This window comes from Rhizobium sp. TAL182 (genome assembly GCF_002117725.1).
Lineage (GTDB): Bacteria > Pseudomonadota > Alphaproteobacteria > Rhizobiales > Rhizobiaceae > Rhizobium > Rhizobium esperanzae.
In genome coordinates, this window is the sequence record NZ_CP021024.1 from 4,003,321 (window position 1) to 4,027,046 (window position 23,726).

The 23,726-nt window shown below is 61.0% G+C and carries 23 protein-coding genes; 6 read left to right on the plus strand and 17 right to left on the minus strand.

Translation table 11 applies throughout. The features are described 5' to 3' along the window. Positions 1 to 14: 14 nt before the first annotated feature. Positions 15 to 479, minus strand: coding sequence for a tetratricopeptide repeat protein (locus Tal182_RS19950; RefSeq protein WP_206426540.1), 465 nt, complete (start codon positions 477 to 479; stop codon positions 15 to 17). 20 nt (positions 480 to 499) lie between these two features. After that, a complete protein-coding gene (locus Tal182_RS19955; RefSeq protein WP_085860509.1) occupies positions 500 to 1,474 on the minus strand; it encodes an MBL fold metallo-hydrolase in 975 nt (324 codons plus the stop codon). 300 nt (positions 1,475 to 1,774) lie between these two features. Here Tal182_RS19955 and Tal182_RS19960 point away from each other — a divergent pair, with 300 nt between their 5' ends. Both Tal182_RS19960 and Tal182_RS19965 read left to right on the plus strand, forming a co-directional pair. Then, on the plus strand, positions 1,775 to 2,518 hold the full coding sequence (locus Tal182_RS19960) for a sigma-70 family RNA polymerase sigma factor (protein ID WP_085860510.1): 744 nt from the start codon (positions 1,775 to 1,777) through the stop codon (positions 2,516 to 2,518). Beyond that, positions 2,515 to 3,312: an anti-sigma factor gene (locus Tal182_RS19965; protein ID WP_085860511.1), complete on the plus strand. Its 798-nt coding sequence runs from the start codon at positions 2,515 to 2,517 to the stop codon at positions 3,310 to 3,312. The genes Tal182_RS19960 and Tal182_RS19965 overlap by 4 nt, the downstream gene beginning before the upstream one ends. Here the strand turns inward: Tal182_RS19965 and Tal182_RS19970 are convergent. Both Tal182_RS19970 and tal read right to left on the minus strand, forming a co-directional pair. After that, a complete protein-coding gene (locus tag Tal182_RS19970; protein ID WP_085860512.1) occupies positions 3,309 to 3,983 on the minus strand; it encodes a DUF1345 domain-containing protein in 675 nt (224 codons plus the stop codon). The genes Tal182_RS19965 and Tal182_RS19970 overlap by 4 nt on opposite strands. 92 nt (positions 3,984 to 4,075) lie before the next feature. Next, entirely contained in the window at positions 4,076 to 5,041 is a 966-nt protein-coding gene (tal, locus tag Tal182_RS19975; RefSeq protein WP_085861002.1) for a transaldolase, read from the minus strand. Positions 5,042 to 5,468: 427 nt separating this feature from the next. Between tal and Tal182_RS19980 the strand changes: the two genes are divergently transcribed. Then, complete coding sequence (locus Tal182_RS19980; RefSeq protein WP_085860513.1) at positions 5,469 to 6,452, plus strand: sugar-binding transcriptional regulator; 984 nt, start codon at positions 5,469 to 5,471, stop codon at positions 6,450 to 6,452. A 64-nt stretch (positions 6,453 to 6,516) separates the two neighbouring features. On the opposite strand, the gene Tal182_RS19985 is transcribed toward Tal182_RS19980, so the two are convergent. Continuing rightward, a complete protein-coding gene (locus Tal182_RS19985; protein ID WP_085860514.1) occupies positions 6,517 to 7,389 on the minus strand; it encodes a bifunctional helix-turn-helix domain-containing protein/methylated-DNA--[protein]-cysteine S-methyltransferase in 873 nt (290 codons plus the stop codon). 79 nt (positions 7,390 to 7,468) lie between these two features. Continuing rightward, positions 7,469 to 7,966 carry a DUF2244 domain-containing protein gene (locus tag Tal182_RS19990; RefSeq protein WP_085860515.1) on the minus strand — a complete coding sequence of 166 codons (498 nt, stop codon included), beginning with the start codon at positions 7,964 to 7,966 and terminating at the stop codon, positions 7,469 to 7,471. On the opposite strand from Tal182_RS19990, the gene nth reads away from it, so the two are divergent. After that, positions 7,965 to 8,762, plus strand: a complete 798-nt coding sequence (nth, locus tag Tal182_RS19995) for an endonuclease III (RefSeq protein WP_170965854.1) — start codon at positions 7,965 to 7,967, stop codon at positions 8,760 to 8,762. The two genes, Tal182_RS19990 and nth, sit on opposite strands and share 2 nt — an antisense overlap. A 127-nt stretch (positions 8,763 to 8,889) precedes the next feature. Here the strand turns inward: nth and Tal182_RS20000 are convergent, their stop codons facing one another. Continuing rightward, positions 8,890 to 9,603, minus strand: a complete 714-nt coding sequence (locus Tal182_RS20000; protein WP_085860517.1) for a sulfate transporter family protein — start codon at positions 9,601 to 9,603, stop codon at positions 8,890 to 8,892. Positions 9,604 to 9,833: 230 nt separating this feature from the next. Here Tal182_RS20000 and Tal182_RS20005 point away from each other — a divergent pair, with 230 nt between their 5' ends. Further along, positions 9,834 to 10,688 (plus strand): MurR/RpiR family transcriptional regulator, encoded by an 855-nt coding sequence (locus tag Tal182_RS20005; protein ID WP_085860518.1) that lies wholly within the window; start codon positions 9,834 to 9,836, stop codon positions 10,686 to 10,688. A 10-nt stretch (positions 10,689 to 10,698) separates the two neighbouring features. Here Tal182_RS20005 and Tal182_RS20010 read toward each other — a convergent pair whose 3' ends face one another. The 9 genes from Tal182_RS20010 to Tal182_RS20050 all read right to left on the minus strand — a co-directional run bounded on the left by Tal182_RS20010 (position 10,699) and on the right by Tal182_RS20050 (position 20,589). Beyond that, on the minus strand, positions 10,699 to 12,282 hold the full coding sequence (locus Tal182_RS20010) for an FGGY-family carbohydrate kinase (RefSeq protein ID WP_085860519.1): 1,584 nt from the start codon (positions 12,280 to 12,282) through the stop codon (positions 10,699 to 10,701). Continuing rightward, positions 12,282 to 12,971, minus strand: coding sequence for an HAD family hydrolase (locus tag Tal182_RS20015; RefSeq protein WP_085860520.1), 690 nt, complete (start codon positions 12,969 to 12,971; stop codon positions 12,282 to 12,284). The genes Tal182_RS20010 and Tal182_RS20015 overlap by 1 nt, the downstream gene beginning before the upstream one ends. Positions 12,972 to 13,068: 97 nt before the next feature. Next, positions 13,069 to 14,550 (minus strand): mannitol dehydrogenase family protein, encoded by a 1,482-nt coding sequence (locus Tal182_RS20020; protein WP_085860521.1) that lies wholly within the window; start codon positions 14,548 to 14,550, stop codon positions 13,069 to 13,071. An 82-nt stretch (positions 14,551 to 14,632) separates the two neighbouring features. Continuing rightward, a complete protein-coding gene (locus Tal182_RS20025) occupies positions 14,633 to 15,631 on the minus strand; it encodes an ABC transporter ATP-binding protein (RefSeq protein ID WP_085860522.1) in 999 nt (332 codons plus the stop codon). Between the two features lie 16 nt (positions 15,632 to 15,647). Further along, positions 15,648 to 16,478, minus strand: a complete 831-nt coding sequence (locus Tal182_RS20030; protein WP_085860523.1) for a carbohydrate ABC transporter permease — start codon at positions 16,476 to 16,478, stop codon at positions 15,648 to 15,650. A gap of 1 nt (position 16,479) precedes the next feature. Next, on the minus strand, positions 16,480 to 17,352 hold the full coding sequence (locus tag Tal182_RS20035) for a sugar ABC transporter permease (RefSeq protein ID WP_020922334.1): 873 nt from the start codon (positions 17,350 to 17,352) through the stop codon (positions 16,480 to 16,482). A 135-nt stretch (positions 17,353 to 17,487) separates the two neighbouring features. Beyond that, positions 17,488 to 18,798 carry a sugar ABC transporter substrate-binding protein gene (locus Tal182_RS20040; protein ID WP_011426894.1) on the minus strand — a complete coding sequence of 437 codons (1,311 nt, stop codon included), beginning with the start codon at positions 18,796 to 18,798 and terminating at the stop codon, positions 17,488 to 17,490. A 145-nt stretch (positions 18,799 to 18,943) separates the two neighbouring features. Continuing rightward, positions 18,944 to 19,897, minus strand: coding sequence for a sugar-binding transcriptional regulator (locus Tal182_RS20045; protein ID WP_064805109.1), 954 nt, complete (start codon positions 19,895 to 19,897; stop codon positions 18,944 to 18,946). 113 nt (positions 19,898 to 20,010) lie between these two features. Further along, positions 20,011 to 20,589: an exopolysaccharide biosynthesis protein gene (locus Tal182_RS20050; RefSeq protein WP_170965855.1), complete on the minus strand. Its 579-nt coding sequence runs from the start codon at positions 20,587 to 20,589 to the stop codon at positions 20,011 to 20,013. Between the two features lie 307 nt (positions 20,590 to 20,896). Between Tal182_RS20050 and Tal182_RS20055 the strand changes: the two genes are divergently transcribed. Next, complete coding sequence (locus Tal182_RS20055) at positions 20,897 to 21,811, plus strand: ROK family protein (RefSeq protein WP_085860524.1); 915 nt, start codon at positions 20,897 to 20,899, stop codon at positions 21,809 to 21,811. On the opposite strand, the gene Tal182_RS20060 is transcribed toward Tal182_RS20055, so the two are convergent. Continuing rightward, positions 21,808 to 23,718 (minus strand): family 20 glycosylhydrolase, encoded by a 1,911-nt coding sequence (locus tag Tal182_RS20060; protein ID WP_085860525.1) that lies wholly within the window; start codon positions 23,716 to 23,718, stop codon positions 21,808 to 21,810. The genes Tal182_RS20055 and Tal182_RS20060 overlap by 4 nt on opposite strands. Positions 23,719 to 23,726: the final 8 nt, after the last annotated feature.

Sequence of the window (23,726 nt, forward strand, 5' to 3'; positions counted from 1 at the left end):
CGTTTATGTATTGGTCAGTTGCCACCTTTGGCAGCGATGGCATTTTGCAGGTCTTCGAGTTCTTCGCAGCCGCTTGGGCAAAGTTGCTTCAGCGATGATACCTGCTCCTCCGCCTTTGCCATCTCGCCCGTTTCGACATAGAGCTCGCCGAGATATTCACGCGCAGCCTTGTGATCGGGTTGAAGCTCAAGTGCTTTGGTGTAGTAGGTCAGCGACGTTCTGTAGTCGCCGGTCTTGCGCAGCCTATACCCCATGAGATTATAGACATCTGCCTGTTGGTTGTCTTCGGCAAGACCGCGAAGCTCCGCCAGGGCGCCGGCATAATCCTTGGCATCGATCTTGGCGCGCACCGACGTCAAATCGGGAGCTTCCGTCGATTCCATATTGTCGACAGCAAAAGCGGGAAGCGCCGTCACCGCGGAGAAACCGGCGGATATGGCGCAGAGCCAGATGAATCCGAGAATTAGATATTTCATCATGATGATCTCCATTCGGCCTTTCAGGCCTGGACTGTCGGCGTAAAGCCGTAGGCGCTTCCGTCCTTGACGAAGGTGCCCGAGCCGGGGAAGGGGAAATGCGAGCCGCAAATGGCGATATTGTCGGCAATGATGCGGTCGATGAGACGGCGGCGCGTGTCGATGGCCGCCGGCCCATCCTGATCATAACTGCCCTGCCAGTCGGGGTGCGGCGCAAGCAGCGCCGGCACGTACATGATATCTGCCGAGACAAGCAGTTGCTTGCTGCCGGAGGCGACAAGATAGGTCGAATGACCCGGTGTATGGCCTGGCGCTGCAAGAAGCCGAACTCCGGGCGCAACCTCGGCACCATCGTCCACCAGTTTCCAGTTCTTCCATTTCGGGAAGACCTCGGCGAGGCGTTTGCCTGCGGGTCTGCGGCCTTCCGCAAGTTTCTCGACCCGACCAGGTTCCGTCCACCAGTTATATTCGATGGCATTGACGATGAGTTCGGCGTTCGGAAAGACGGGATCGTTCGTTCCCTTTTCCATCAATCCCCAGACGTGATCCGGGTGGAAATGTGAGATCATGATCGTATCGATTCTCTTATAATCGATGCCGGCGGCTGCCATATTCGCCGGCAGATGTGTGGCATTTGCCTGCCACTGACCGACGCCCGAGCCGGCATCCATCATGATCAGCCGGTTGCCGAGTTTCAGGACGACCACCGTCAGCGGGATCGGCATAAATTCGGTCGTAAGCCCTGCCTTGGAAAGCGCTTCCTTGGTATCCTCGATCGAGGCATTCTTGATAAAGGTCGGGTCATGCGGTTTTTTCCAGATTCCGTCGTAGACCGCCGTGACCTCGACATCGCCGACTTGATATTTGTAGAAGCCGACGGTCGGCTCCAGCGTTGTTGCGGCGAGCGCCGACCGGACGAATTCGAGCTTCGACGACAGCCCGACTGCAGCTGCCGCGGCAGCCGATCCAAGGACGGCGCGACGTGACATGGTAAACATGGATATGCCTCCTCTTGTCGATGAGATTTCAGCTGGCGAGGACCGCAATTGTTCGGATGCCCTCGCTGACGAACTAGATCGCCAGCCGGACTCACTTATTCCCGATCTCGAGCGTCATTTGTTCAAGCGCTTGAAAAGACATCGTCATTTCTATCGTCCGCGGCCGGCTATCCGGCCGCGTGCAAATAAATTGGCTTCGGTTGGAATAAAACTGCGTGCCGGTCAGTCTAGACGGCAAGGGACCGCACTCCATGCCTGCGGATCTCGCTCTTAAATTCGGCTACTATTGAGGCAGGGAGGATGATGACAAACGCTCAGATCACCTATCCCATCGGATCAAACGAGTGGTTGCCGCTGGCGTGGCGACATTGGAAGGACCGTCTTCGACCATCGCCGCTGGCCGTGCTTCTCGACAGCGCAGCGCGGTTGTTCCACCCCATGGTCTCGGAAAAGGCGAGCGGCGAGCGGGTTGCTTCGGCGGCCGATGCGACCGCGCAGCATGAACTCATGCAGCGCTTTCAGAACATTGTCGTTCCGCACCTTGACGCTGCCTATAATTTTGCCCGGTTCCTCAGCCGCGACGCGGATGCGGCACAAGATATCGTCCAAGATGCATTCCTGCGTGCTTTCCGCAACTTCGATAGCTATCGCGGTGGCGATCCGCGCGCCTGGCTCTTTGCCATCGTGAGGAACTGCTGCCATGCCTGGCGCCAGCAGGATCGCCGCAAGGCGCGGTTCGAGCGGCATCTGAGTGATGGCGACGACGACGAAACAGGTGAGAACGAGATCGCCTCGGAGGAGGATTCGCCGGAGGCGGCGACGATCCGGCGAAGCGAACAGCAGCGCGTACGCGCTGTTATTAGCCGGCTCCCCGAGGCAATGCGGGAAATCCTCGTCTTGCGGGAGCTTGAGGATCTCTCCTACCGGCAGATCGCCGAAATCATCGACGCGCCGATTGGCACCGTCATGTCGAGGCTTGCCAGGGCGCGGCGTGAGTTTGGTGAAGCCTGGCACACATGCGACAAAGGCGAGACTGCAGGATGAGCGACGCGCACCAAAAAGGCTGCCCGGAATGGCGTGTCATGCTGCATGGCTTTGTCGATGGCGAACTCGATTCGGTCCACGCGGCACAATTCGAGGATCATCTTGCTACCTGTACGGATTGCAGGGCGGAGATGGAAAGAGTTCAGGCCGTGAGAGAGATCATCGACCAAGATGGCGTCAAATGGCGACCGTCCGAAGCGCTGCGTTCACATGTCCTGTCGATGCTGTCGTTTGAACAGGCGACGACATCCGGCCTGCCGTTGCCACGCCAGGTGCCCGGCTGGCGCCGCGCCCTGGTTTTCATCCGGCAATGGAGCTTCGTCCCTTCACTCGCAGCGTTGGCTGCCGGCGCCTTCCTGTTCGTCAACGCACCGTCTCAGACCGCGCTTCTGCAGGAACAGATCCTTTCAAGCCATATCAGGTCGATGATGGCCGACCATCTGACCGACGTGCTGACCTCGGATCAGCATACGGTAAAACCGTGGTTCAACGGTAAGCTCGATTTTTCGCCGCCGGTCAGCGACCTCTCCAAGGACGGCTTTCCCCTGATCGGCGGGCGTGTCGACTATCTCGGTGGGCGCGCCGTTGCGGCCCTCGTCTACCGGCGCCACGGCCATGTCATCAACCTGTTCGTTTGGCCCGCAGGATCGGCCGCAGAGACGACAGCCGTGCATGACGGCTACAATATGGAGCAATGGTCGGATGGCGGGCTCATTTTCTCAGCGATTTCGGATGTCGCCGCCGGCGACCTGGCCGAGTTCGAGGCGCTCTTCAGGAAGGCGGCAAGGGGTTAAAGCAGGCTTGCCCCGACATTGATCGCCAGCGCCAGGATCGTCGTGTTGAAAAGGAACGACAGCACGGCATGCAGCAGCGTCAGCTTGCGCATGCTGGTCGAACTGACCGCAACATCCGCGGTCTGCGCGGCAACGCCGATGGTGAAGGAGAAATAGAGGAAGTCCCAGTAGCCGGGCTCTTCGATTCCGTCGGGAAATTTGAGGCCGCTCTCTTCGTCCGTCCCGCCATAAAAGTAATGGGCATAGTGGATGGTGAAAAGCGTATGCAGAAAAATCCAGGAGATCAGGATCGTCAGCACCGCGGCACCCGCCCGCGTTAGCGCGACGTCAGGTGGTGCCTCCTTGATCGAATGAAGCTCGGTGCCGATGCCGGCGATGCTCGCAAGCGCAGCACCGATCGAAAGGGCCAGCAAAACGGTATCGGAAAAATCGAGATCGGCGGAGCGTTTCCGGATCGTTTCGACCGTCGCCCGCAGCATCTTGCGCCAGCTGAGCGCGACAAAAACAATGGCGCTGACATTCCAGCCGAACAGGATATTGCCGGCGCTGACCTCCCGCGAGGTCAGAAACAGGAAGACCACCAGTCCGGCAACAGCGGCGATGATGAAGCTTGCGTGCTTGCGGGCAAGTGCGAGTGCCACAAGCGAACTTGCCGGTTCCTCATCCGCCATATCGGTCTCCGACAGCATATGTCATTGATAAGAGCATGAAAAAAGCGCGGTTGCCAGCCGGCATCCGCGCCTTCGATTGTTGGCGTGCTCTATCAGGCGGCGGCGAGCTGCAGTTCCTTCTGCACCATGGTGCGCAGCGTCGACAGGTCCTTGGCGAAAGCGCGGATGCCTTCCGCGAGCTTTTCCGTCGCCATCGCATCTTCGTTCATCATCCAGCGGAAGGTCTTTTCGTCGACCGAGACCTTTGCATCGGGCTTGCGGCTTTCCGGCGAGAGCTTGCGCTCCAGTTTGCCGTTATCCTTGGAAAGTTCGTCGAGCAGCGCCGGGCTGATGGTCAGCCGGTCGCAGCCGGCAAGGGCTTCAATTTCGCCGGCGTTGCGGAAGGAGGCGCCCATGACGATCGTCTTGATATCGTTCGCCTTGTAGTAATTGTAGATCTCGCGGACGGAGATGACGCCCGGATCTTCCTCGGCGGTGTAGTCCTTGCCGGTCGACTTCTTGTACCAGTCGAGGATGCGGCCGACGAAGGGCGAGATCAGGAACACCTTGGCGTCGGCGCAAGCAATCGCCTGGGCCTTGCTGAACAGAAGCGTCAGATTGCAGTCGATACCTTCCTTCTGCAGCACTTCCGCGGCGCGAATGCCTTCCCAGGTGGAAGCGAGCTTGATGAGGATGCGATCCCGATCGATGCCGCGATCCTTGTAGGCGGCGATGATCGAACGTGCCTTGGCAAGCGAAGCCTCGGTATCGAAGGAGAGATCGGCGTCGACCTCGGTCGAGACGCGGCCTGGGACGAGCTTCACCAGCGCGGCGCCGACGGAGATGGCGAGGCGATCGGCGACGGCCGAGGAAACGGATTCCGGATTGCCGCCCTGCTTCTTGCCCCAGGCGACGGCTTCCTTGATGGCGTCGGCAAACATCGGCGTGCCGAGCGCCTTCAGCACGATGCTCGGGTTCGTCGTGCAATCGACCGGCTTCAGGCGCGCGACGGCTTCGATGTCACCGGTATCGGCGACGACGGTGGTGATCTCGCGAAGTTGGTCAAGCTTGGATGTCATGATCAATAATCCTTGTTTGAACTCGGGCTGCAGGGTCGGCGCGTTCCGCCCGGCAAGGGTGATCTTGGGACAGACGGCCTGCATTCAGCGGCGAACAACGGGCGCATCCGTCACGGATAATTCATAAACGTGAAGCACACTGGCCATGTTCCTGATGCAGTCAAACGGATTCTCGAACGCAAGCAGGGCGGCCTGCGGCTCGGAGTCCGGTCGTGACTTTCGGCATGCCCGCACTATGTCCTCCTCGGACGGGACAGGGACGACTTCGTGTCGCGAGGACTATCGCCGTTCGCGCAAGGAAAAGTCAAGGACATTTGTGCATTCCGATTGACATAAGTGTCACACCCGTCATTATCCCGGCGACAAACGCACAGGCGCAGCCTTTCGTCCCACCAGGGATTTAGGCGAAAATCCTGCGGGAGGAGACGTGGTCAAGCTCAAACGCGGCACCCATACCGCCTATTCCGAGGCATCCTCGCTGCGGCTGAGGGCCGCATGGCTCTATTACAATGAAGGCCTGACCCAGAAAGACGTCGCCGAACAGCTCGGCATCAGCCGGACAACGGTGATCCGCCTGCTCGACGAGTCGATGAAACGCAGCGAGGTCCAGATCTGGATCAATGATTCGATCGGCGATTGCGTCGAGCGTTCGGTCAAGCTGGAGCGTGCCTATGGCCTCGACGAGGCGATCGTCGTGCCTGCGCCGGTTCATTGCGACGTCGATTCGCTGGCAAAAAACGTCGGTCTGGCGCTTGGCCAGTTCCTCTCCGAAGCCATTCCTGACGACTATACGATCGGTGTCGGCTGGGGCCGCACCATGACCGCCTCGCTGGCAAGCTTCCGGCCGCCACGCCGCGCCAATTGTAAGGTCGTCTCGCTGCTCGGCGGTATCGTTGCCGTGCACCAGACGAATCCGATCGATTACACCTGGCGGCTGGCAAATCAGCTCGGCGCCGAATGCTACATGTTCCTGGCGCCGCTTCTCGTCGATTCGATCGAAACCAAACGCAATCTGATCGACAAATGCGGGTTGGACACGATCTACCGTCTAGCCGAAAATCTCGATCTCGCGATCGTCAGCTGCGGTGATATCGGGCCGCACTCGACCTCGCTATCGGAAGGCTGGATATCGAAGGCCGAGCTGCAGGAACTGATCAATGCCGGCTGCGTCTGCGACACCATGTTCAACTTCCTCGACAAGGACGGCAATTCGGTCGACCACTCGATCAACCAGCGCGTGATGTCCGTCGACCTCGATATGTTGAAAGAGGCCAAGCACATCGTGCTTTCCTCCGGCGGCGCCCACCGGGCCACCGCCATCCGCGCCACGATCAAGCGCATCGGCTGCAACACCCTGATCACCGATGAAGGTGCCGCGCAGGCGTTGCTTGATCTGGCCGAACAGGCCTGAAGCGCGCCGTGATCTTTCAGATTGGCTTGCCGTGCCCCATGCCGTGCTTTTTGCACGGCATGCTTTACGCATGCGCCGATTCCCAGCCGAGCATCGCCCGTTTGCGGGTGAGGCCCCAGTGGTAGCCCGTCAGCGCACCGTTCTTGCCGAGCGCCCGGTGGCAAGGCACCACGAAGGAGATCGGATTTGCCCCGACCGCAGCGCCCACGGCGCGCTGCGCCGTCGGCCGGCCGATATCGTTGGCGATGTCGGAATAGGTGACCGCCTTGCCGAACGGTATCTTCATGAGGCTCTGCCAGACACGCACCTGGAAGTCCGTGCCGATCAGCACGACGCGGAGCGGCTGCTCGGACGACCATTTTCCGGGTTGGAAGATGCGGGCGGCATAGGGCATCGTCGCCTGCAGGTCTTCGATGTATTCGGCATTCGGCCATCGACAGGTCATGTCCTCGAGGCAAGCCCTTTCACCGCCGGAATCGCTGAAGGCAAGGCCGGCAAGACCGCGATCGGTCACCATGATCAGCGCCACGCCGAAGGGGCAGATGTGAAAACCGTAGCGGATGGTGAGGCCGCCGCCTTTTGCCTTCCATTCGCCGGGTGACATCGCCTCATGGGTCACGAAAAGGTCGTGCAGGCGGCTCGGCCCGGAGAGGCCGACTTCGATCGACGTCTCGAGCAACGGCATGTCTTCCTTGCGCAGCAGCCGCTTGGCGTGGTCGAGCGTCACCGCCTGCAGAAAACCTTTCGGCGAGAGGCCAGCCCAGCGGGTGAAGGTCTTCTGCAGCTGCGTCGGCGACTGGTTGAGCCTAGCGGCGATCGCCTCCAGCGACGGCTGGTCGCGATAATCCTCGGTGATAAGTTCGATGACCCGACGGACGATATCGTAATCAGGGCCGTCAGGCGTGATGTCGGTCTGCAGGTTCGCGATCATATCCATGGTCTTTCTCCTTGTAACAAGGAGATAATCAATAGGCGGAGCGTAAACCACCCGATTCTTGCGCGCTCGCCTGATACGCTCAGATACGCTGCTTGACGGTGGCGAGCGCGCCCTTGAAGGCCTTGGCGAAACTTTCGCGGTCGTCAGGATTGAGGAAGGAGCCGATATCCGTGCGCCGGCCCTCGCCGAAAATATGCATGGAGAGGATGCCGATCTCCTGGTGCCTTCGGACGAGGAACCGCGCCCAGAACGGGTTGAAATGATGCTCCACCATCCGCCCCGATGGGGCAAACTTGCGCACCGATACGTCCGTGCGCGACACGGTGACCTGTTCGCGCACCCGTCCGGAGCGGTAATTCAGCCAGAAGGCGCCGTAAAGAAGCGCGAAATCCAATCCGAAGAAGAAGCCGATCGGCCAGGCGCCGGTGGCGATGAAGAACATCCCATAGAGGAAGCAGACGGCGCCGGACAGAATGAGCAGCATCTTGAAGCCCCGGCGGCCGAGCGACCGGTGGGGGAAGAGCTCGGCGGCGAAAACAGGCTGCTCGTTGGAGCTGTTGGCGTTGCTTTCCGTCATGACCGCTGAGTATAGAGTTTCTATGGCGAATCCGAAACTCAAATCCCTGCCGCAAGGCACGAATGTGATCACCCGCCGCAAACCGGCGGCGGCGGTCAAGACCGCCTATTCGCCGGCTGAACGCGAGGAAATCTTCCGTCGCTTTTCGGTGCAGCGGCCCGAGCCGCGGGGCGAGCTGGAGCACACCAACCCCTTCACCCTTGTCGTGGCGGTGGCTCTCTCCGCCCAGGCCACCGATGCCGGTGTCAACAAGGCGACGCGGGCGCTCTTCAAGGCGGCCGATACGCCGCAGAAAATGCTCGATCTCGGCGAGGACAAGCTTCGCGATTACATCAAGACGATCGGCCTTTACCGCAACAAGGCGAAAAACGTCATCGCGCTCTCGCAAATGCTGGTCGACGACTTCGCCGGCAAGGTGCCGGAAACGCGCGAGGAACTGGTTCGCCTGCCCGGCGTCGGCCGCAAGACTGCCAATGTCGTGCTGTCCATGGCCTTTGGCCAGGCCACCATGGCCGTCGACACCCACATCTTCCGGATCGCCAATCGCATCAGGCTTGCTCCCGGCAAGACGCCTGATGAGGTCGAAGCGCGCCTGATGAAAGTGGTACCGAAACACTACCTCTACCATGCTCATCACTGGCTGATCCTGCACGGGCGCTACACCTGCAAGGCACGCCGCCCCGAATGCGAGCGCTGCGTCATCGCCGATATTTGCAAATCGCCGGAGAAAAGCTCGGACGTGCCGGCCCCTCTCGTCGAACTGCCGCCGCAAGCGATCGGCGAGGCTGTCGAGTAGAACAGTGATCGCCTGCTCATCACTCCGCCGTTCGGCGTCCGCCACGATGATCGACCTCATCACGCCAATCCCACCGCGCGCCAAGTTCGCGCTAATGTACGAGACTTCAGCCTTAGCTGGCTGAGCCTCAGGCGCGGAAACCGGCGTCCTTTGCGGAAATCAGCTTGTGCAGATGCACCATCATGCCCGCCGCAAAGAGGGGCGTGAGCAGGTTGACCACGGGGATCGCCAGAAAGAGGGCGATCACCAGCCCGCCGAGAAAGACCGTCGGCGCATGTTTGGTGCGGAAGAGCCGTGCCTCATGAGGCGGACGGAAGCGCATGGCGGCGAATTCGAAGAATTCTCGTCCGAGCAGGTAGCCGTTCACCAGAAAGAAAGCGACCAGATTGACGCCGGGAATGAACAGCAGCAACAAGGCCACGATATTGCCAAGGATCACCACTCCGAGGAATTTGATCGAGCTCGCCATCGCCGGGCCGAGCGGCATGGCGGCGCCCGGCGCGTCGGCGGGATAGTCACGTTTTTCGATAACGTCGGCGACATCGTCGAGGAAAAGGCCTGCGATCAGCGCCGTGACCGGAGAAAGCAGCAGCGCCAGCACGAGCGCAAGGCCGATCCCGGCCAGGATTGCGAAGATCAGAGCAAACCATCCGGCCCAATCCGGCATATCGGGAAAGAAGCTGGTGAGCCAGGGAAAGAGAAAGGCCATGAAGGCCCCGCGTAGCGCGAACCAGAGGCCGACGAGCACGAGAAGCGTCAGGCCGAGCACTTTCCAGAAGACCGAGCGTGTCTCCGGCGCGAACAGATTGGCGAGCGAAAGGCGTGCGGCATCAAGAATCATTTCTTCAGCGTCTCCGGTTACGCAGAAGATGTAGGAAAGGCGAATGCTACCGACAAGAGAGAATAAAATTGCATGCTGTAATAGAAACTTGTCGCAATATTAGAACGAATATAATATTATCAGACGCAGAAATACGAGCCTGAGAAGCAGCTTCCGAAAATAGTTGCAAAGACAAAGGGGCGCGTTAGCGCATCCACGGAACGCCTCTGAGGAAATACGGGGAGGCTGATGTGGAAGACTTTGTGCACAAACTCAGGCAATACGTAAAAAGCGGCACACCGGCCGAGCGTCGCATTGCGAAATATTTCTCCGAGCACCTGAACGACCTGCCGTTTGAGACGGCAGCATCTGTCGCCGACAGGCTGGATCTCTCGCCGATGACCGTCGGGCGCTTCCTGCGCGCGCTCGGCTACCAGGGTTTGGACAGCGTCAAGGTGGAAATTCGCGAGACCGTGACCACATCGCCGGCGCAGCTGCAGAGCGCCATGAGCGAACTGCACGCGGACGCCGCGGAGGGCAAGCCGCTTGCCGTGCTGGTTGCCGAGCAGATCCAGGCCCTACATCACATCTATCATCTGACGGCGCAGCCGCTTTGGGCCGAAGCCGTCCGCCTGATCAGCACGGCCCGCGAAGTATCGATCGCCACGCATGCGCGGCTCGCAAGCCTTGCCAATCATTTCTGCCAGCGGCTGACGCAAGCCCGTGATGGTGTTCGCACGCTCGATGCCACCGACAACCGTTTTGCCGAACTCTTCGCCAGGCAGGCCGTCGACGACGCTTTGCTCGTCATCATCGACTGCCGCCGTTTCGCCAAGGCACGGCTGCTTGCCAGAACCGCCCGGCGCTACGGCTACAAGGTCGTGCTGATTTCGCCTCAGCAAGCAGACTGGATGGCAGATCAGTCAAACGTCATGCTGTCCTTGCCGCCGGCACGCGCCCCTGATCTCGACAATCTTCCGCCGCTGATCGCGCTGCTCGATTGCCTGTCCGAATCCGTCATTCTCGAAGTCGGAGAGGAGGCAACCCTCCGCCGCCGCCGCATGCTGGAATTTGCGACCGTGCTCGGTGAAACCGCAAACCACTAGATGTGAGCTTTCAGAACATCGCTTCCAGTTCGGCACGGTGCCGATGCATGGCCAGAAGACGGCGGTAGTCGCGGTCGTAAAGCGCCTGTTTCGCCTTGTCGGGAAGCCGTTCGTCGCCGCCCGGATACATCGCCTCGCCGGCTGCCGCCAGATCCTCATGCAGGCCGCAGGCCACGGATGCCGCAATCGCCGTGCCGAGCAGCACCGCCTCGTTCATCTTCGGCACCACGACCTTACAGCCGGTGGCGTCGCTATAGAGTTCCATCAGCACCGGGTTCTTGACGTGTCCGCCGGCGATATGCAGCGTATCGGGCACGTAGCCATATTCCTTCATCGTCTCCAGGATATGGCGGATGCCGAGAGCGATCGCCACCGCCGACCGCCAATAGAGCGCGCAGAGCCCGTCGAAGGAGGTGTCGAGCGTCAGCCCGCTGATCACACCGACGGCATGCGGATCGGCAAGCGGCGAGCGATTGCCGTGAAAATCCGGCAGCACAAAAATCCGCTCGCCGAAAACATCGCCCTCCTCTGCCCGCAATTCGGCGATGCGCGCGACGATCTTCCGGTGCAGCGCCGCCGTCGGCTCACCGCCGGCCGCATGCATGCGCACGATATGGTCGAGCAGCGCACCGGTCGCAGATTGCCCGGCCTCGACCAGCCAGGACTGCGGGAAGACAACCTCGTAATAAGGCCCCCACATGCCGTGACTCGGCTTGCACTCCTGCGAGAAGGCGACGATGCAGCTCGATGTCCCGGCGATCAGTGCCAGCTGGCGCTCGCGTGCTACGGGATCGGCGGCATAACCGCCGAGCGCCCCGAGTGCCCCGGCATAGGCGTCGATCATTCCCGCGGAGACATGGCACTCCGTTGTCAGCCCCAGCGCCTCGGCCGCATCAGCCGTCAGCCGGCCTATACTGCCGCCGACCGGCACAGTCTCGTCCGGCAGCCCGCCGCGGGCCTGAAGATCGTCGAGCCCGATCCGCTGCAGGAAATCCTGCTGCCATCCCTTTTCGAGATGGGCGAGATAGTTCCATTTTGCCGTCAGCGTGCAACGAGAACGAGCAGTCGACCCAGTTGATTTCCAGGTCATGAAATCGGCGAGATCGAAGAAATAGCCCGCCTTTTCCCACGTTGCCGGCAGCTTCTTCTTCAGCCACATCAGTTTCGGCATTTCCATTTCCGGCGACATGACGTGGCCGGAATGTTCGAGCACCCTGTGCTCCGTCGCCGTGCAGAAGTCGGCTTCCTTCAGCGCCCGATGATCGAGCCACACGATGGTGTCGAAACGCCGCTCGCCTGTTGTGGACACACTGATCTGCCGGCCTTCGACGTCGCGGACGACAAGCGAACAGGTCGCGTCGAAGCCGATTGCTCCGACCGAGGCGGCAGCGATACCGGATTGCTCCATTGCCCTGCGCACCGCCGTACAGGCGGCCGACCAGATGTCTTCGGAATCGTGCTCAGCGTGGTTTTCACGCGGCCGGTTCATGACGATCGGATGTTCGGCCTTGGCCAGCAGACGGCCGCTGGCATCGAAGACGCCGGCGCGCGCACTGCCGGTGCCGACATCCACCGCAACCACATGATCACGCATCAAATCGCAGTCCCGTCCAGCTTATGGTTGCGGACAAGGTGTATCAAATCCGGCATGGCGTCAAACACCACATCAGGCGAAAGTCGGTCGAGTTCGGCGCGGTATCCAGCGAAATTCGCATGCGATCCGCCGGTGAAGGCAAAGACCGTCATGCCCGCCGCCTTGGCGGCGGCAATGCCAGCCGGACTGTCCTCGATGACAAGGCAGGATCCGGGCTCGACATGCATCTGCCGCGCCGCGTGGAGGAAGAGATCGGGGGCCGGTTTGCCGCGCTTGACCATTGTCGCGCTGAAGATGTCGGGCAGTTTGTCGAGAAGTCCGGTGACAGAAAGCGACAGCCGGATTCGCTCCATCTGGCTTGAAGAAGCGACACAACAGGGAATGCCGAGCCCGTCTATCGTCGCCGCGATGCCGTCTATCGGCTTCAGCTCGGTGCGGAACCGAGCGTAGAGATCGGTGCGGATGCGCTCGAGGAATTCCTCGCCGGCGTGAATATTGAACTCGATTTCGAGCGTATCGATGAGGGTTGCCAGGCTGCGGCCGAGGAAGCGCTCATAGGCCTGGTCTTCGGTGATTGAAACCCCGAGATCGCTCATCGCCCGGACGAGTACGCTGATCGAGATCGGTTCGCTGTCGACGAGCACGCCGTCGCAATCGAAAATGACCAGCCGTGGTTCAGCATCAGCCATGAAAGACCCAACCTGACTTCAATTCGGACGCATGATTGTCCCGCTTCGTCCGCAAGACGTGATTGGATGGCCAGCCGATGCCGCCACCCGCATTCCCTTACACTGCGAGCTTGCCGTCGAGATAGAGCTGCAGCGTTTCCCGCGTGCCCTTTTCCCACAAGGTTTTAAGAGCACGAGCGAAACGTTTTCGGAAAAGGTCCGATTTCGCCACCTCGCCGAAAATATCATCGAAGACGAGGAAGGCCGACGGATCGTCCTTTGCCTTCAGCGCCGCCGCGTGCAGGCGCTCGGCGCTGGCGTCGTTGAAGACGATTTCCTTGCCGCTGTCGGTCTTGCCGGCGAAATAACGGCACCAGAGCGCCGAGACCAGCGCCAGGCCAATGACATCCCTGCCCTGGCGCAGATTGTCGAGCGTCGACGGCAGGATGAATTTCGGCTGGCGGTTCGAGCCATCCTGCGCCAGACGCGGGATGGTGTCGGCGATCTTCGGATTGAGAAGCCGATGCTCGATGAGAGCAAAATAATCCGTCAGCGAGGTATTCGGCACCGGCGGCACGATCGGAATGATCTCGTCCTTCTCGAGCTTGGCCAGGAAAGCCCGGATCAGCGGATCTTCCATCGCATCGTGCACGAAATGAATGTCCATCAGCGCCGCCGGATAGGCGATCGCGGCATGTCCGCCGTTGAGGATGCGGATCTTCATATGCTCGTAAGGCGTGACATCCGGAACGAAGGTGACGCCAACCTTTTCCAGGGCCGGGCGGCCGGCCGTGAACTTGTCTTCGAGCACCCACTGCTTGAATTCTTCGCAATAAACCGGCCAGTTGTCCTCGATACCGAAATTGTCCCTGAGGAAATCGATCTCCCGCTGGCCGGTCGCCGGCGTAATGCGGTCGACCATCGCGTTTGGGAAGGCGACGTTGGCCCTGATCCAGTCGGCAAGGCCGAGATCCGAAAGGGCTGCCGTGCCGATCACGGCATTGGCGGTGACGACGCCGTTATGGGGGATGTTGTCGCAGGACATCACGGTGAAGGGTCCGATGCCCTTGTCCTTGCGCGCCTTCAGGCCGGCAACGATCAGACCGAAGACCGTCTTCGGCGCACCGGGATTTTGTCCATCGGCGGCGATAGCAGGATGGGCCGGATTGAATGTGCCTGAAGCATCGATAAAATATCCGCCTTCGGTGATGGTCAGCGAGACGATGCGGATCTCGGGATCGGCAAGCCTGGCGATGACGGCGGCGGGATTGCCGACCGGCAGAATGTCGATCATCGGGCCGGTGACCCGCGCCGCCGTCTTGTTGTTGTCCTGCTCCACCACCGTCGTCAGGAAATCCTGCGCCGCAAGCTTCTCGCGCATGGCGGCATCCGATAGCAGAACGCCGGCACCGATAATTGCCCAGTCGTGATCGGCGCCCTGATTGAAGAGATCGTCGAGATAGATCGCCTGATGCGCGCGGTGGAAATTGCCGACGCCGAAGTGCACGATGCCGGCTTTCAGCGACGCCCTGTCATAGGAAGGGATTGCGGCAGTGCGCGCCGCGTCCGAAAGCGTTGCCAGCGATAATTTGCACGTCATGTTTCAGTCCTCTTGAAGGTCTTGCCGAGACGGCCGGGCGCCATCGCCCAGCTCGCATGCCTGCCCCCAGCCGGCCGCCTGCTCAGATCGCAAGGCCGCCCTCGTTGAATTTGTGAATGCGCGAACGGTCCGGCGTCAGATAGACCGTATCGCCCGCTTGCGCGGCAAAATCGCCGGTGCCGCGCGCCGTCAGCATGCCGATCCCCTCGACATCGATATGCAGGAACGTATCGGAGCCGAGATGCTCGGCGACCACGACCCTGCCCTTCCAATCGCCGCTCTCCATCGACAGCAGCATGTGTTCGGGACGGATGCCGAGCGTATGCGCGCCGAGCTCGGCGGCGTTCTGGCCCTTGATGAAATTCATCTTCGGCGAGCCGATGAAGCCGGCGACGAAAAGATTGCGCGGGCGGCTGTAGAGTTCGAGCGGCGAGCCGACCTGCTCGATATTGCCCCTGTTCAGCACGACGATCTTGTCGGCCATGGTCATGGCCTCGACCTGGTCATGGGTGACATAGATCATCGTCGTCTTCAGCTGCTGGTGCAACTCGCTGATTTCGAGGCGCATGTTGACGCGCAGCGCCGCGTCGAGGTTCGACAATGGTTCGTCGAAGAGGAAGGCCGAAGGCTGGCGCACGATGGCGCGGCCGATGGCGACGCGCTGGCGCTGACCGCCGGAAAGCTGGCGCGGCTTGCGCTCGAGATAGTCGGTCAGGTTCAACACGCGGGCGGCGTCGGTCACCTTGCGGTCGATTTCCGCCTTGTCGACGCCCGCCATCTTCAGCGGAAAGGCGATGTTGTTGCGCACGCTCATATGCGGATAAAGCGCATAGGACTGGAACACCATGGCAAGGCCACGTTCCGACGGCGCTTTTTCCGTGGCGTCCTTGCCGTCGATGACGATCTTGCCGCCGGACACGTCCTCGAGACCGGCGATCAATCTCAGCAGCGTGGACTTGCCGCAGCCGGATGGACCGACGAAGACGACGAATTCGCCGTCGTTGATATCGAGATCGATCGAAGGGATGACCTTGGCTTCGCCGAAGACCTTGGAAACCTTCTGAAGGGTAATGCTGCCCATGTTTGTCTCCCTTTTCTTATTTCACTGCGCCGAAGGTAAGGCCGCGGACGAGTTGCTTCTGGCTGAACCAGCCGAGGATCAGGATCGGCGCGATCGCCATGGTCGAGGCCGCCGAGAGCTTGGCGTAGAACAGGCCTTCCGGGCTGGAATAGGAGGCGATGAAGGCCGTCAAGGGCGCCGCCTTCGAAGCGGTGAGGTTAAGCGTCCAGAACGCCTCGTTCCAGGCAAGGATGATGTTCAGAAGCAGCGTCGAGGCAATGCCGGGCACCGCCATCGGCGTCAGCACGTAGACGATCTCCTTCATCAGCGACGCGCCGTCCATGCGGGCTGCTTCGAGGATCTCGCCGGGGATTTCCTTGAAATAGGTGTAGAGCATCCAGACGATGATCGGCAGGTTGATCAGCGTCAGCACGATCACTAGCCCGGTGCGCGTGTCGAGCAGGCCCGAATTGCGGAACATCAGATAGATCGGGATCAGCGCGCCCACAGGCGGCATCATCTTGGTCGAGAGCATCCACATCAGCACATCCTTGGTCCGCTTGGTGGGCGCGAAGGCCATCGCCCAGGCGGCCGGAATGGCGATGACCAGTCCGATCAGCGTCGAGCCGAAGGAAATGACCACCGAGTTCATGAAGTGGCTGAGATAGTTCGAGCGGCTCTGCACTTCCGCATAGTTCTCCGTCGTCCAGTGGAAGAACAGGAACTGCGGCGGCGAGGCGATGGCGTCGGCTTCCGATTTGAAGCTGGTCAGGAAGGTCCAGAGGATCGGGAAGAAGATCAGGATGCCGAGCGTCCAGGCAATCGCAGTCATGATGACCTTGCGCTGAGTTGTGACTTTTCTGGCCATCTCAAGCCTCCAGATTCTTGCCGACGAGGCGGACGAGGAAGATCGCGACGATATTGGCAAGCACGACCGCGACGATGCCGCCTGCCGAAGCGCCGCCGATATCAAACTGCAGGAGCGCCTGCGCATAGACGAGATAGGTGAGATTGGTGCTGTCGGTGCCCGGCCCGCCATTGGTGGTGACGAGGATTTCGGCGAAGACCGAAAGCAGGAAGATCGTCTGGATCAGGATCACCACGGTGATGGCGCGCGCCATGTGCGGCAGGATGATGTAAATGAATTTCGAGATCGCGCCGGCGCCGTCCATTTCAGCCGCCTCCTTCTGCTCCTCGTCGAGCGACTGCAGCGCCGTCAACAGGATGAGGGTGGCGAAGGGCAGCCATTGCCAGGCGACGATGAGGATGACGGAAACCAGCGGCGCATTCGCCAGCCAGTCGATCGGCTGCAGGCCGAGCGCCTTCGCAAGATGCGCAAACAGGCCGTTGACCGGGTTCATGAACATGTTCTTCCAGACGAGTGCAGCCACTGTCGGCATGACGAAGAACGGCGCGATGACAAGGATGCGCACGATGCCCTGGCCGTACATCGGCTGGTCGAGCAGCAGTGCAAAGGCGATGCCGCCGACGACGGTGACGACAAGAACGCCGGCAACAAGCAGCAGCGTATTGATCAGCGCGGCGATGAAGGCCGGATCGGAGAGGAAATATTCGTAGTTCAGCAGGCCGACAAAGCTCTCCATGCCGGGGCTGAGCAGATTGTAGTTCAGCAGCGAGAAATAGATCGTCATCGCGAGCGGGACGATCATCCACGCAAAGAGGAACAGCACGGAGGGCGCAATCATCAGGCGCGCCGCGGAGCGAGTATGTGTTGTTGCCATGGCAATCACCGATCTGATCTGATGCAGGGAGCGGCCGCAAGGCAGCTTTAATCTGGAAAAGAGGCCGCCGATGCGGTTGGGCAATCGGCGGCCCAGAGAGGCGGATTGTCAAGGATCCGCCTCTTCTCAGGAGGTTTATTTAATGTAGCCGGCCTTGGTCATTTCCCGGGTTGCCAGCTGCTGTGCGCTCTTTAACGCCTGATCGACCGAAATCTGGCCGGCAAGGGCTGCCGAGAACTGCTGGCCCACAGCCGTGCCGATACCCTGGAATTCCGGGATCGCCACGAACTGAACGCCGACATAGGGGACCGGCTTGACGGTCGGCTTGGTCGGATCGGCCGAGTTGATCGAGTCGAGCGTCATCTTGGCGAACGAAGCCGCCTTCTGGTAATCCGCATTCGCATAGAGCGACTTGCGGGTGCCCGGAGGTGCGTTCAGCCAGCCTTCCTTCTCGGCGACGAGATTGGTGTATTCCTTGCTCGTAGCCCAGGCGACGAACTTCTCGGCAGCTTCGACCTTCTGCGAGCCTGCCGGGACGGCGAGGCTCCAGGCCCAGAGCCAGTTGCCACGCTTGCCGAGGCCCTTGTCCGGGGCGAGCGCAAAGCCGACCTTATCGGCGACCTGCGACTGCTTCGGATCGGCGACGAAGGAAGCGGCAACCGTTGCGTCGATCCACATGCCGCACTTGCCGGTCTGGAAGAGCGCCAGGTTCTCGTTGAAGCCGTTGGAGGAGGCGCCCGGAGGGCCGGCATCCTTCATCAGCTTGACGTAGAAGTCCAACGTGTCCTTCCACTCAGGCTGATCGAACTGCGGCTTCCACTTCTCGTCGAACCAGCGCGCGCCGAAGGAATTAGACATGGCCGTGAGGAACGCCATGTTCTCGCCCCAGCCGGCCTTTCCACGCAGGCAGATGCCGTAGATTTCCTTGTCCTTGTTGGTGACCTTGCGGGCTGCGTCCGCGATGAAATCCCAGGTCGGGGCGTCGGGCATCTTCAGCCCGGCGGCGTCGAACAGGTCCTTGCGGTACATCACCATCGAGCTTTCGCCGTAGAATGGCGCCGCATAGAGCTTGCCGTCCACGGTCAGGCCGCTGCGGATCGCCGGCAGCAGGTCGTCGACGTCATAATTGGCGCCGAGATTGTCGAGCGGCAGCAGCCAGCCCTGTTTTGCCCAGATCGGAACTTCATAGGTGCCGATCGTCAGAACGTCGTACTGGCCGCCCTTGGTCGCGATGTCGGTCGTGACCTTCTGGCGCAGCACGTTCTCTTCGAGGGTGACCCATTCGAGGTCGATGCCGGGATTCTTCGCCTTGAAATCATCCGTCAGCTTCTGCATCCGGATCATGTCGCCGTTGTTGACGGTCGCGATTGTCAGCGTCTCGGCCGAAGCCATGCCGGCAAACGCCAGTGCTGAGCAGGCGCCCAGCAGGAAAGTTCTCAATGTCATATCTTCCTCCCAGAAGACGAGATGTGAGCATTCGCTTTGCTCATGAGCAATTACTCACCACTCCATGAAAAAAGTCAATCGGCAATCGTTGCTGCGATGCCGAAGACAACGGTCTTCCTTTTGATTTAATTGCGATATTTTTTGCTCAGCTTTTGAGCAAAAATTCGGCCGTCTCTTCGTCGGTGATCAGCGCGTTGATTTGATGGCCGACGACGGCGGCTCTGATCGCCTTGAATTTGCGTTTGCCTTTGGCGAGCCCGATGACCATCGATGCCTCGCGGGACGGGATCGGCGCCGAGGCGACGCGCTCGTTGATCGGGTTGTCGAGCAGCTTGCCGTCGACATCGAAGATCCAGCCGCAGATTTCACCGACGGCGCCCCCACGCATAAGCTCCATCATTTCGTCCTTCTCGAGAAAGCCGTCGACGCAGAGGGGCCCGTCGATGCCGAGCTCGCCGATGCCGACGAAGGTGACGTCTGCCTGCGCGCTCATGTCGAGCGTCGAGCGCACCAGTTGCTGGCCATGCAGCAGCTCCCGTTCTTCGGCCGAGGTGACGAGCACCGGCAGCGGCATCGGATAGTGCCGCGCCTTGACCGCATCCGCCATGCTGAAGATGACGTTGTAATAGGCGGCCGAACCGTCCGGCGCGATATTGCCGGTCAACGAGACGATCCGGTGATTGGGACATTCGATCGCCGGAAGCTGATCGACCGCCGCCTTCAGCGTGCGGCCGGTGCCGACCGCCAGCACGATCGGTTCCGGCCGCTTCAGCCAGCGCTCGATCTCGGCCGCACCCGCCTCGGCGATGCCGACGGTGGTCGATGAGGAACCCGCATCGCTCGGCACCACTTCCACATGTTTCAGCCCGAATTTTCGCCGCAGCTGGTTCGCAAGCTCGAGGCAGGCAGCGATCGGATGGTCGAGCCGCACTTTGATCAGACGCTCGGCGACCGCAAGCGACACCAGCCGCTGCGCCGATTGCCGCGAGATGCCCATCGCGGCAGCGATTTCATCCTGCGTGCGTCCGGCGACGTAATAAAGCCAGCCGGCACGGGCTGCATCGTCGAGCCGTGCAGGGGTCTCTGATCTTTTTGCCATCTACTGCCTACCGCGCAAAATGAGCCGGCTTGCCGCCGCCGGCTTGATGTGAGTCTCTATGCGCCAGATCAAAACAAAATTCCCGAAAATGTCGAGCCTGTTGACGCCACCGCTCAGGCGAACCATTGCATGACGAAATAAATCGACGCCTTGGCGAGACCGTAAATCACACTGCCGGCAATGACGAGCGACACGGTCGTCATGATAAAGCCGATGAGCGCGAAGAGCCCGTCACGGCCCATAATGCCGAAAGCGAACACCGAAATGGTGATTGCCGGCAGGATGTTGCCGAGCGGAACCGGCAGAACGAGCACGATCGAAAGCAGCAGACAGGCAAGGCCGGCGAAATATTCCGCCGGCGGCTCGGCGAAGATCGCAAGCCGCGGCTTCAGCATGCGCTCCGCCCAGGCGAGCCAGCGGTGGATGCGGCCGACAATGGTCTCGAAGTCTTCCCGCCGCATCGAACGGTTTGCGATCGCCTTCGGCAGCCAGGGTTTCAGCCCGAAGGTCAATTGCACCGCCAGAAAAACCAATGGCGCGCCGAGCACGGCCGAGGTGCCGGGCGGGGTGGGAAAGGCGTTCGGCAGCGCGAAGATCAGCATCAGCGCACTGATCGCTCTGTCACCCATCGTCTCGAACAGATCGCCGATCGAAATCCACTCCCGGCTTCGGTCGCCTGCCAGCTGCCGCAGGACCGCTGAGAGGCGGCGGCCTTTGGGACGTGGCGGACGGGGTCTTCTGCGTCTGTTGGAATCGGCGTTTTCGATGCTCATGATACCGGTAGATGATGGAAGTGCAGGGTCCGAGTTTGGCCGCGCAATATGCCAATTGAATGACTTAAGGGACAGGAAATCAATGAGAAGACCTGTCGGCGGCTATTTGCGTTCGACCATCGCTCCTTTGCGCCGCAAGCCCATGGCAGGCAGATGCATCAAGGCTTGTAATTCTTGGCCAACAGTGCGAGCAGACGCTGAAGGCCAGAGAAACGGCAGGCAGGCAATGATTATTTCATTCGATATCGGCGGCTCCGCCATCAAGGGCGGCATCGCCCGCTCCGAGACAGACATCGTCCCCCTCGGCCGCCGGCCGACGCCGAAGGATGATTTTGCCGCTTTCGTCGAGACCCTGCGCGACATCATCGCCGAAATCGGCGAACAGCCGAGCCGCGTTGCTCTGTCGATCGCCGGCGTCGTCGATCCCGATACCCAGCGGCTGACCTGCGCCAACATTCCCTGCATCCACGGCCGCACGCTCGCAGCCGACCTCGAAGCCGAACTTGCTCTGCCTGTTTTGATCGCCAATGACGCTGACTGTTTCGCCATGGCTGAAGCCGGTCTCGGCGCCGGCCGCGGCCACCGTATCGTGTTCGGCGCCATCCTCGGCACCGGCGTCGGCGGCGGCCTGGTCGCCGACGGGCGCCTTGTCAACGAATCCGGAGGCTTTGCCGGCGAATGGGGTCATGGCCCGATCATCGCATCGACGGCCGGCAATCCGCCCGTCGCCATTCCCGCCTATGCCTGCGGCTGCGGCCAGAAGGGCTGTGTCGACACCGTCGGCGGCGCCCGCGGCCTCGAGCGCCTGCACAAGACGCTGCATGATCTCGACCGTGCGAGCGAAGAGATCATCGATCAGTGGCGGCGCGGCGAGGAGAAGGCGACGCGCACCATCGATGTCTATGTCGATCTCGTCGCCTCGCCGCTCGCCCTGACGGTCAACATAACAGGCGCGACCATCGTGCCGGTCGGCGGCGGACTTTCCAATGTCGCGCCGCTGCTCGCCGAGCTCGACCAGGCGGTGCGCACCCGCATCCTGCGCAAGTTCGACCGTCCGCTGGTGGTGCCGAGCGAATGCCGCATCGAACCCGGCCTGATCGGCGCAGCGCTGCTGGGTCTGAAAGCCGATGCCGCTGCCTAAAGCACCGGCCACATCCGCACGATCGCTGCGAACCGGTTCCAGTCTTTGCGTTCCAACGGCGTCCATCCGGCTTCGGCGACTGCCGAAAGGCGCGGGAAGACCAGCCGGTTGAAGTAGGCGCGAGAAAGGAAATTTTCGGTCCAGATGCAGGCCTGAACCCCACGCATCCTGTCCCGCAATGCTTCCGACAACTCGCCCTCGGCCTCGTAAGCATAGGTATGTTCCGGCGGTGCGTGGCCCGCCCAGCTCGCACCTGGCTCATCCCAGGCTTCCGCCTGCGCCATGTCGAGATAATAGGCTTGGCCCGGCGTCATCACCACATCATAGCCTTGCTGCGCCAGCGCGAGGCCGACAGCGGACTTTTCCCAAGCCATCAGCAAAGTGCCGTCGCGGTCGATGCCGCCACCATGTGAAACCTCGTTCCAGCCGGCGAGCTTCTTGCCGCGCTCCCACAACATGGCCTTGATCCGTTTCAGGAAATAGGATTGCAGCTCGGCCGTGCCGGCAATTTTCTCCCGCTCCATCAGCGCCTTGCAAAGCGGCGACGAAAGCCAGGCGCCACTTGCGACCTCGTCGCCGCCGATATGAATATATTTACCGGGGAAGAGCGTGATCATCTCGTCGAACACCTTGCCGAGAAATTCATAGGTGAATTCGACCGCCGGATTGAGGGCATTGTTGGGATAACCCTGGACGGCGCGATAGCTGTCCGGCGCCTCCTGCCCGTCGACGAGCGCGGGCAGCGAGAACAGCGTCGCGGTGCTGTGGCCGGGAACGTCGATTTCCGGCACTACCTCGATATGCAGCGCGGCGGCATGCGCGACGATCCGCCTGACGTCCTCCTGCGTGTAATGGCCGGAGCGCGGTTCCGCCCCGTCACCAAGCTGCGGCACGAGCACCTCGTCCGGGCCATGCCGCGCGCCGATCTCCGTAAGCTGGGGATAGGCCTTGATCTCCAGCCGCCAGGCTTCGTCGTCGGTCAGATGCCAATGGAAGATGTTGAGCTTGTTCCAGGCGAGGATATCGATCAGCCGCATGACGTCAGCCACCGGATGGAATTGTCTGGCCACATCGAGATGGCAGCCGCGCCAGTCATAACGCGGCTGGTCGGCGATCGTGCCGAAATCAGGAAATCTGAAGCTCTCCCGATCGGCATGCGCGCCGTGTATAAGATGCGCGAGACTGATCAGGCCATAGTGCCGACCCGTCGCATCCGCGCTGGAGAGCACGACCTCATGCGCGGTAAATCGTATTTCATAGGCGAGCGCAGCGATCGATGATTCGGTGACGAAACGAATAGCGCGCCCGCCCTTTACGCCGCAGAGCGAGAACGGCACGTTTTCGGCCGGATAGAGCCGCTGGTAAAGCGAAAGAACCAGGGACAATGCCTTGACCGCTTCGGGTCGTGTGCTCTCGGCCGGATAAAGAACGACCGGCAGCTCTCCCGCCTTCAGCGCGAGCGCCAGCGGCCAGGGCAGCAGCGAATAAGGCTCCTCCACCCGGCCCGGCGGCAGAAGTGGCGGCGAAATGCCGCCATCCCGGCCTTCGAGAAGGAGATCGCCGAAACCGACGGGAACATGGCGCCCGTCGGCAAGTGTCAGATAGGCCGATTTGACCCCTGATGTCACATGTTTCGGTTCTCGGGTCAGCCCCTCGACGGTGAACCGCCAGTGGCCGCCCGGCGGCACGCTCAGCCCGTCTGGCGGCCGGAACTCATGCAGATGCGCGACTTGTCGCTTCAGGCTGCCACCATCGCAGACATATTTGTCGGCAACCCGCGTCTCCGACGTATAGGCGAGCGAGAAGCCGGAAAGCGGCTCGGCTGAAAGATTAAAGAGCGTGAAAGTCAAGCGCCCCAAACTGCTTTCGACGGGGCGCCAGCTTGTTTCCAGACGATAATCGGCCATGGTCGCGC

Excerpts from the sequence above, each read along its gene's own strand:
- Tal182_RS19950 (WP_206426540.1), bottom strand. The coding sequence starts at position 479 with ATGATGAAATATCTAATTCTCGGATTCATCTGGCTCTGCGCCATATCC.
- Tal182_RS19955 (WP_085860509.1), bottom strand. The coding sequence starts at position 1,474 with ATGTTTACCATGTCACGTCGCGCCGTCCTTGGATCGGCTGCCGCGGCA.
- Tal182_RS19960 (WP_085860510.1), top strand. The coding sequence starts at position 1,775 with ATGATGACAAACGCTCAGATCACCTATCCCATCGGATCAAACGAGTGG.
- Tal182_RS19965 (WP_085860511.1), top strand. The coding sequence starts at position 2,515 with ATGAGCGACGCGCACCAAAAAGGCTGCCCGGAATGGCGTGTCATGCTG.
- Tal182_RS19970 (WP_085860512.1), bottom strand. The coding sequence starts at position 3,983 with ATGGCGGATGAGGAACCGGCAAGTTCGCTTGTGGCACTCGCACTTGCC.
- tal (WP_085861002.1), bottom strand. The coding sequence starts at position 5,041 with ATGACATCCAAGCTTGACCAACTTCGCGAGATCACCACCGTCGTCGCC.
- Tal182_RS19985 (WP_085860514.1), bottom strand. The coding sequence starts at position 7,389 with ATGGATATGATCGCGAACCTGCAGACCGACATCACGCCTGACGGCCCT.
- nth (WP_170965854.1), top strand. The coding sequence starts at position 7,965 with ATGACCGCTGAGTATAGAGTTTCTATGGCGAATCCGAAACTCAAATCC.
- Tal182_RS19990 (WP_085860515.1), bottom strand. The coding sequence starts at position 7,966 with ATGACGGAAAGCAACGCCAACAGCTCCAACGAGCAGCCTGTTTTCGCC.
- Tal182_RS20000 (WP_085860517.1), bottom strand. The coding sequence starts at position 9,603 with ATGATTCTTGATGCCGCACGCCTTTCGCTCGCCAATCTGTTCGCGCCG.
- Tal182_RS20010 (WP_085860519.1), bottom strand. The coding sequence starts at position 12,282 with ATGCGTGATCATGTGGTTGCGGTGGATGTCGGCACCGGCAGTGCGCGC.
- Tal182_RS20015 (WP_085860520.1), bottom strand. The coding sequence starts at position 12,971 with ATGGCTGATGCTGAACCACGGCTGGTCATTTTCGATTGCGACGGCGTG.
- Tal182_RS20020 (WP_085860521.1), bottom strand. The coding sequence starts at position 14,550 with ATGACGTGCAAATTATCGCTGGCAACGCTTTCGGACGCGGCGCGCACT.
- Tal182_RS20025 (WP_085860522.1), bottom strand. The coding sequence starts at position 15,631 with ATGGGCAGCATTACCCTTCAGAAGGTTTCCAAGGTCTTCGGCGAAGCC.
- Tal182_RS20030 (WP_085860523.1), bottom strand. The coding sequence starts at position 16,478 with ATGGCCAGAAAAGTCACAACTCAGCGCAAGGTCATCATGACTGCGATT.
- Tal182_RS20035 (WP_020922334.1), bottom strand. The coding sequence starts at position 17,352 with ATGGCAACAACACATACTCGCTCCGCGGCGCGCCTGATGATTGCGCCC.
- Tal182_RS20040 (WP_011426894.1), bottom strand. The coding sequence starts at position 18,798 with ATGACATTGAGAACTTTCCTGCTGGGCGCCTGCTCAGCACTGGCGTTT.
- Tal182_RS20045 (WP_064805109.1), bottom strand. The coding sequence starts at position 19,897 with ATGGCAAAAAGATCAGAGACCCCTGCACGGCTCGACGATGCAGCCCGT.
- Tal182_RS20055 (WP_085860524.1), top strand. The coding sequence starts at position 20,897 with ATGATTATTTCATTCGATATCGGCGGCTCCGCCATCAAGGGCGGCATC.
- Tal182_RS20060 (WP_085860525.1), bottom strand. The coding sequence starts at position 23,718 with ATGGCCGATTATCGTCTGGAAACAAGCTGGCGCCCCGTCGAAAGCAGT.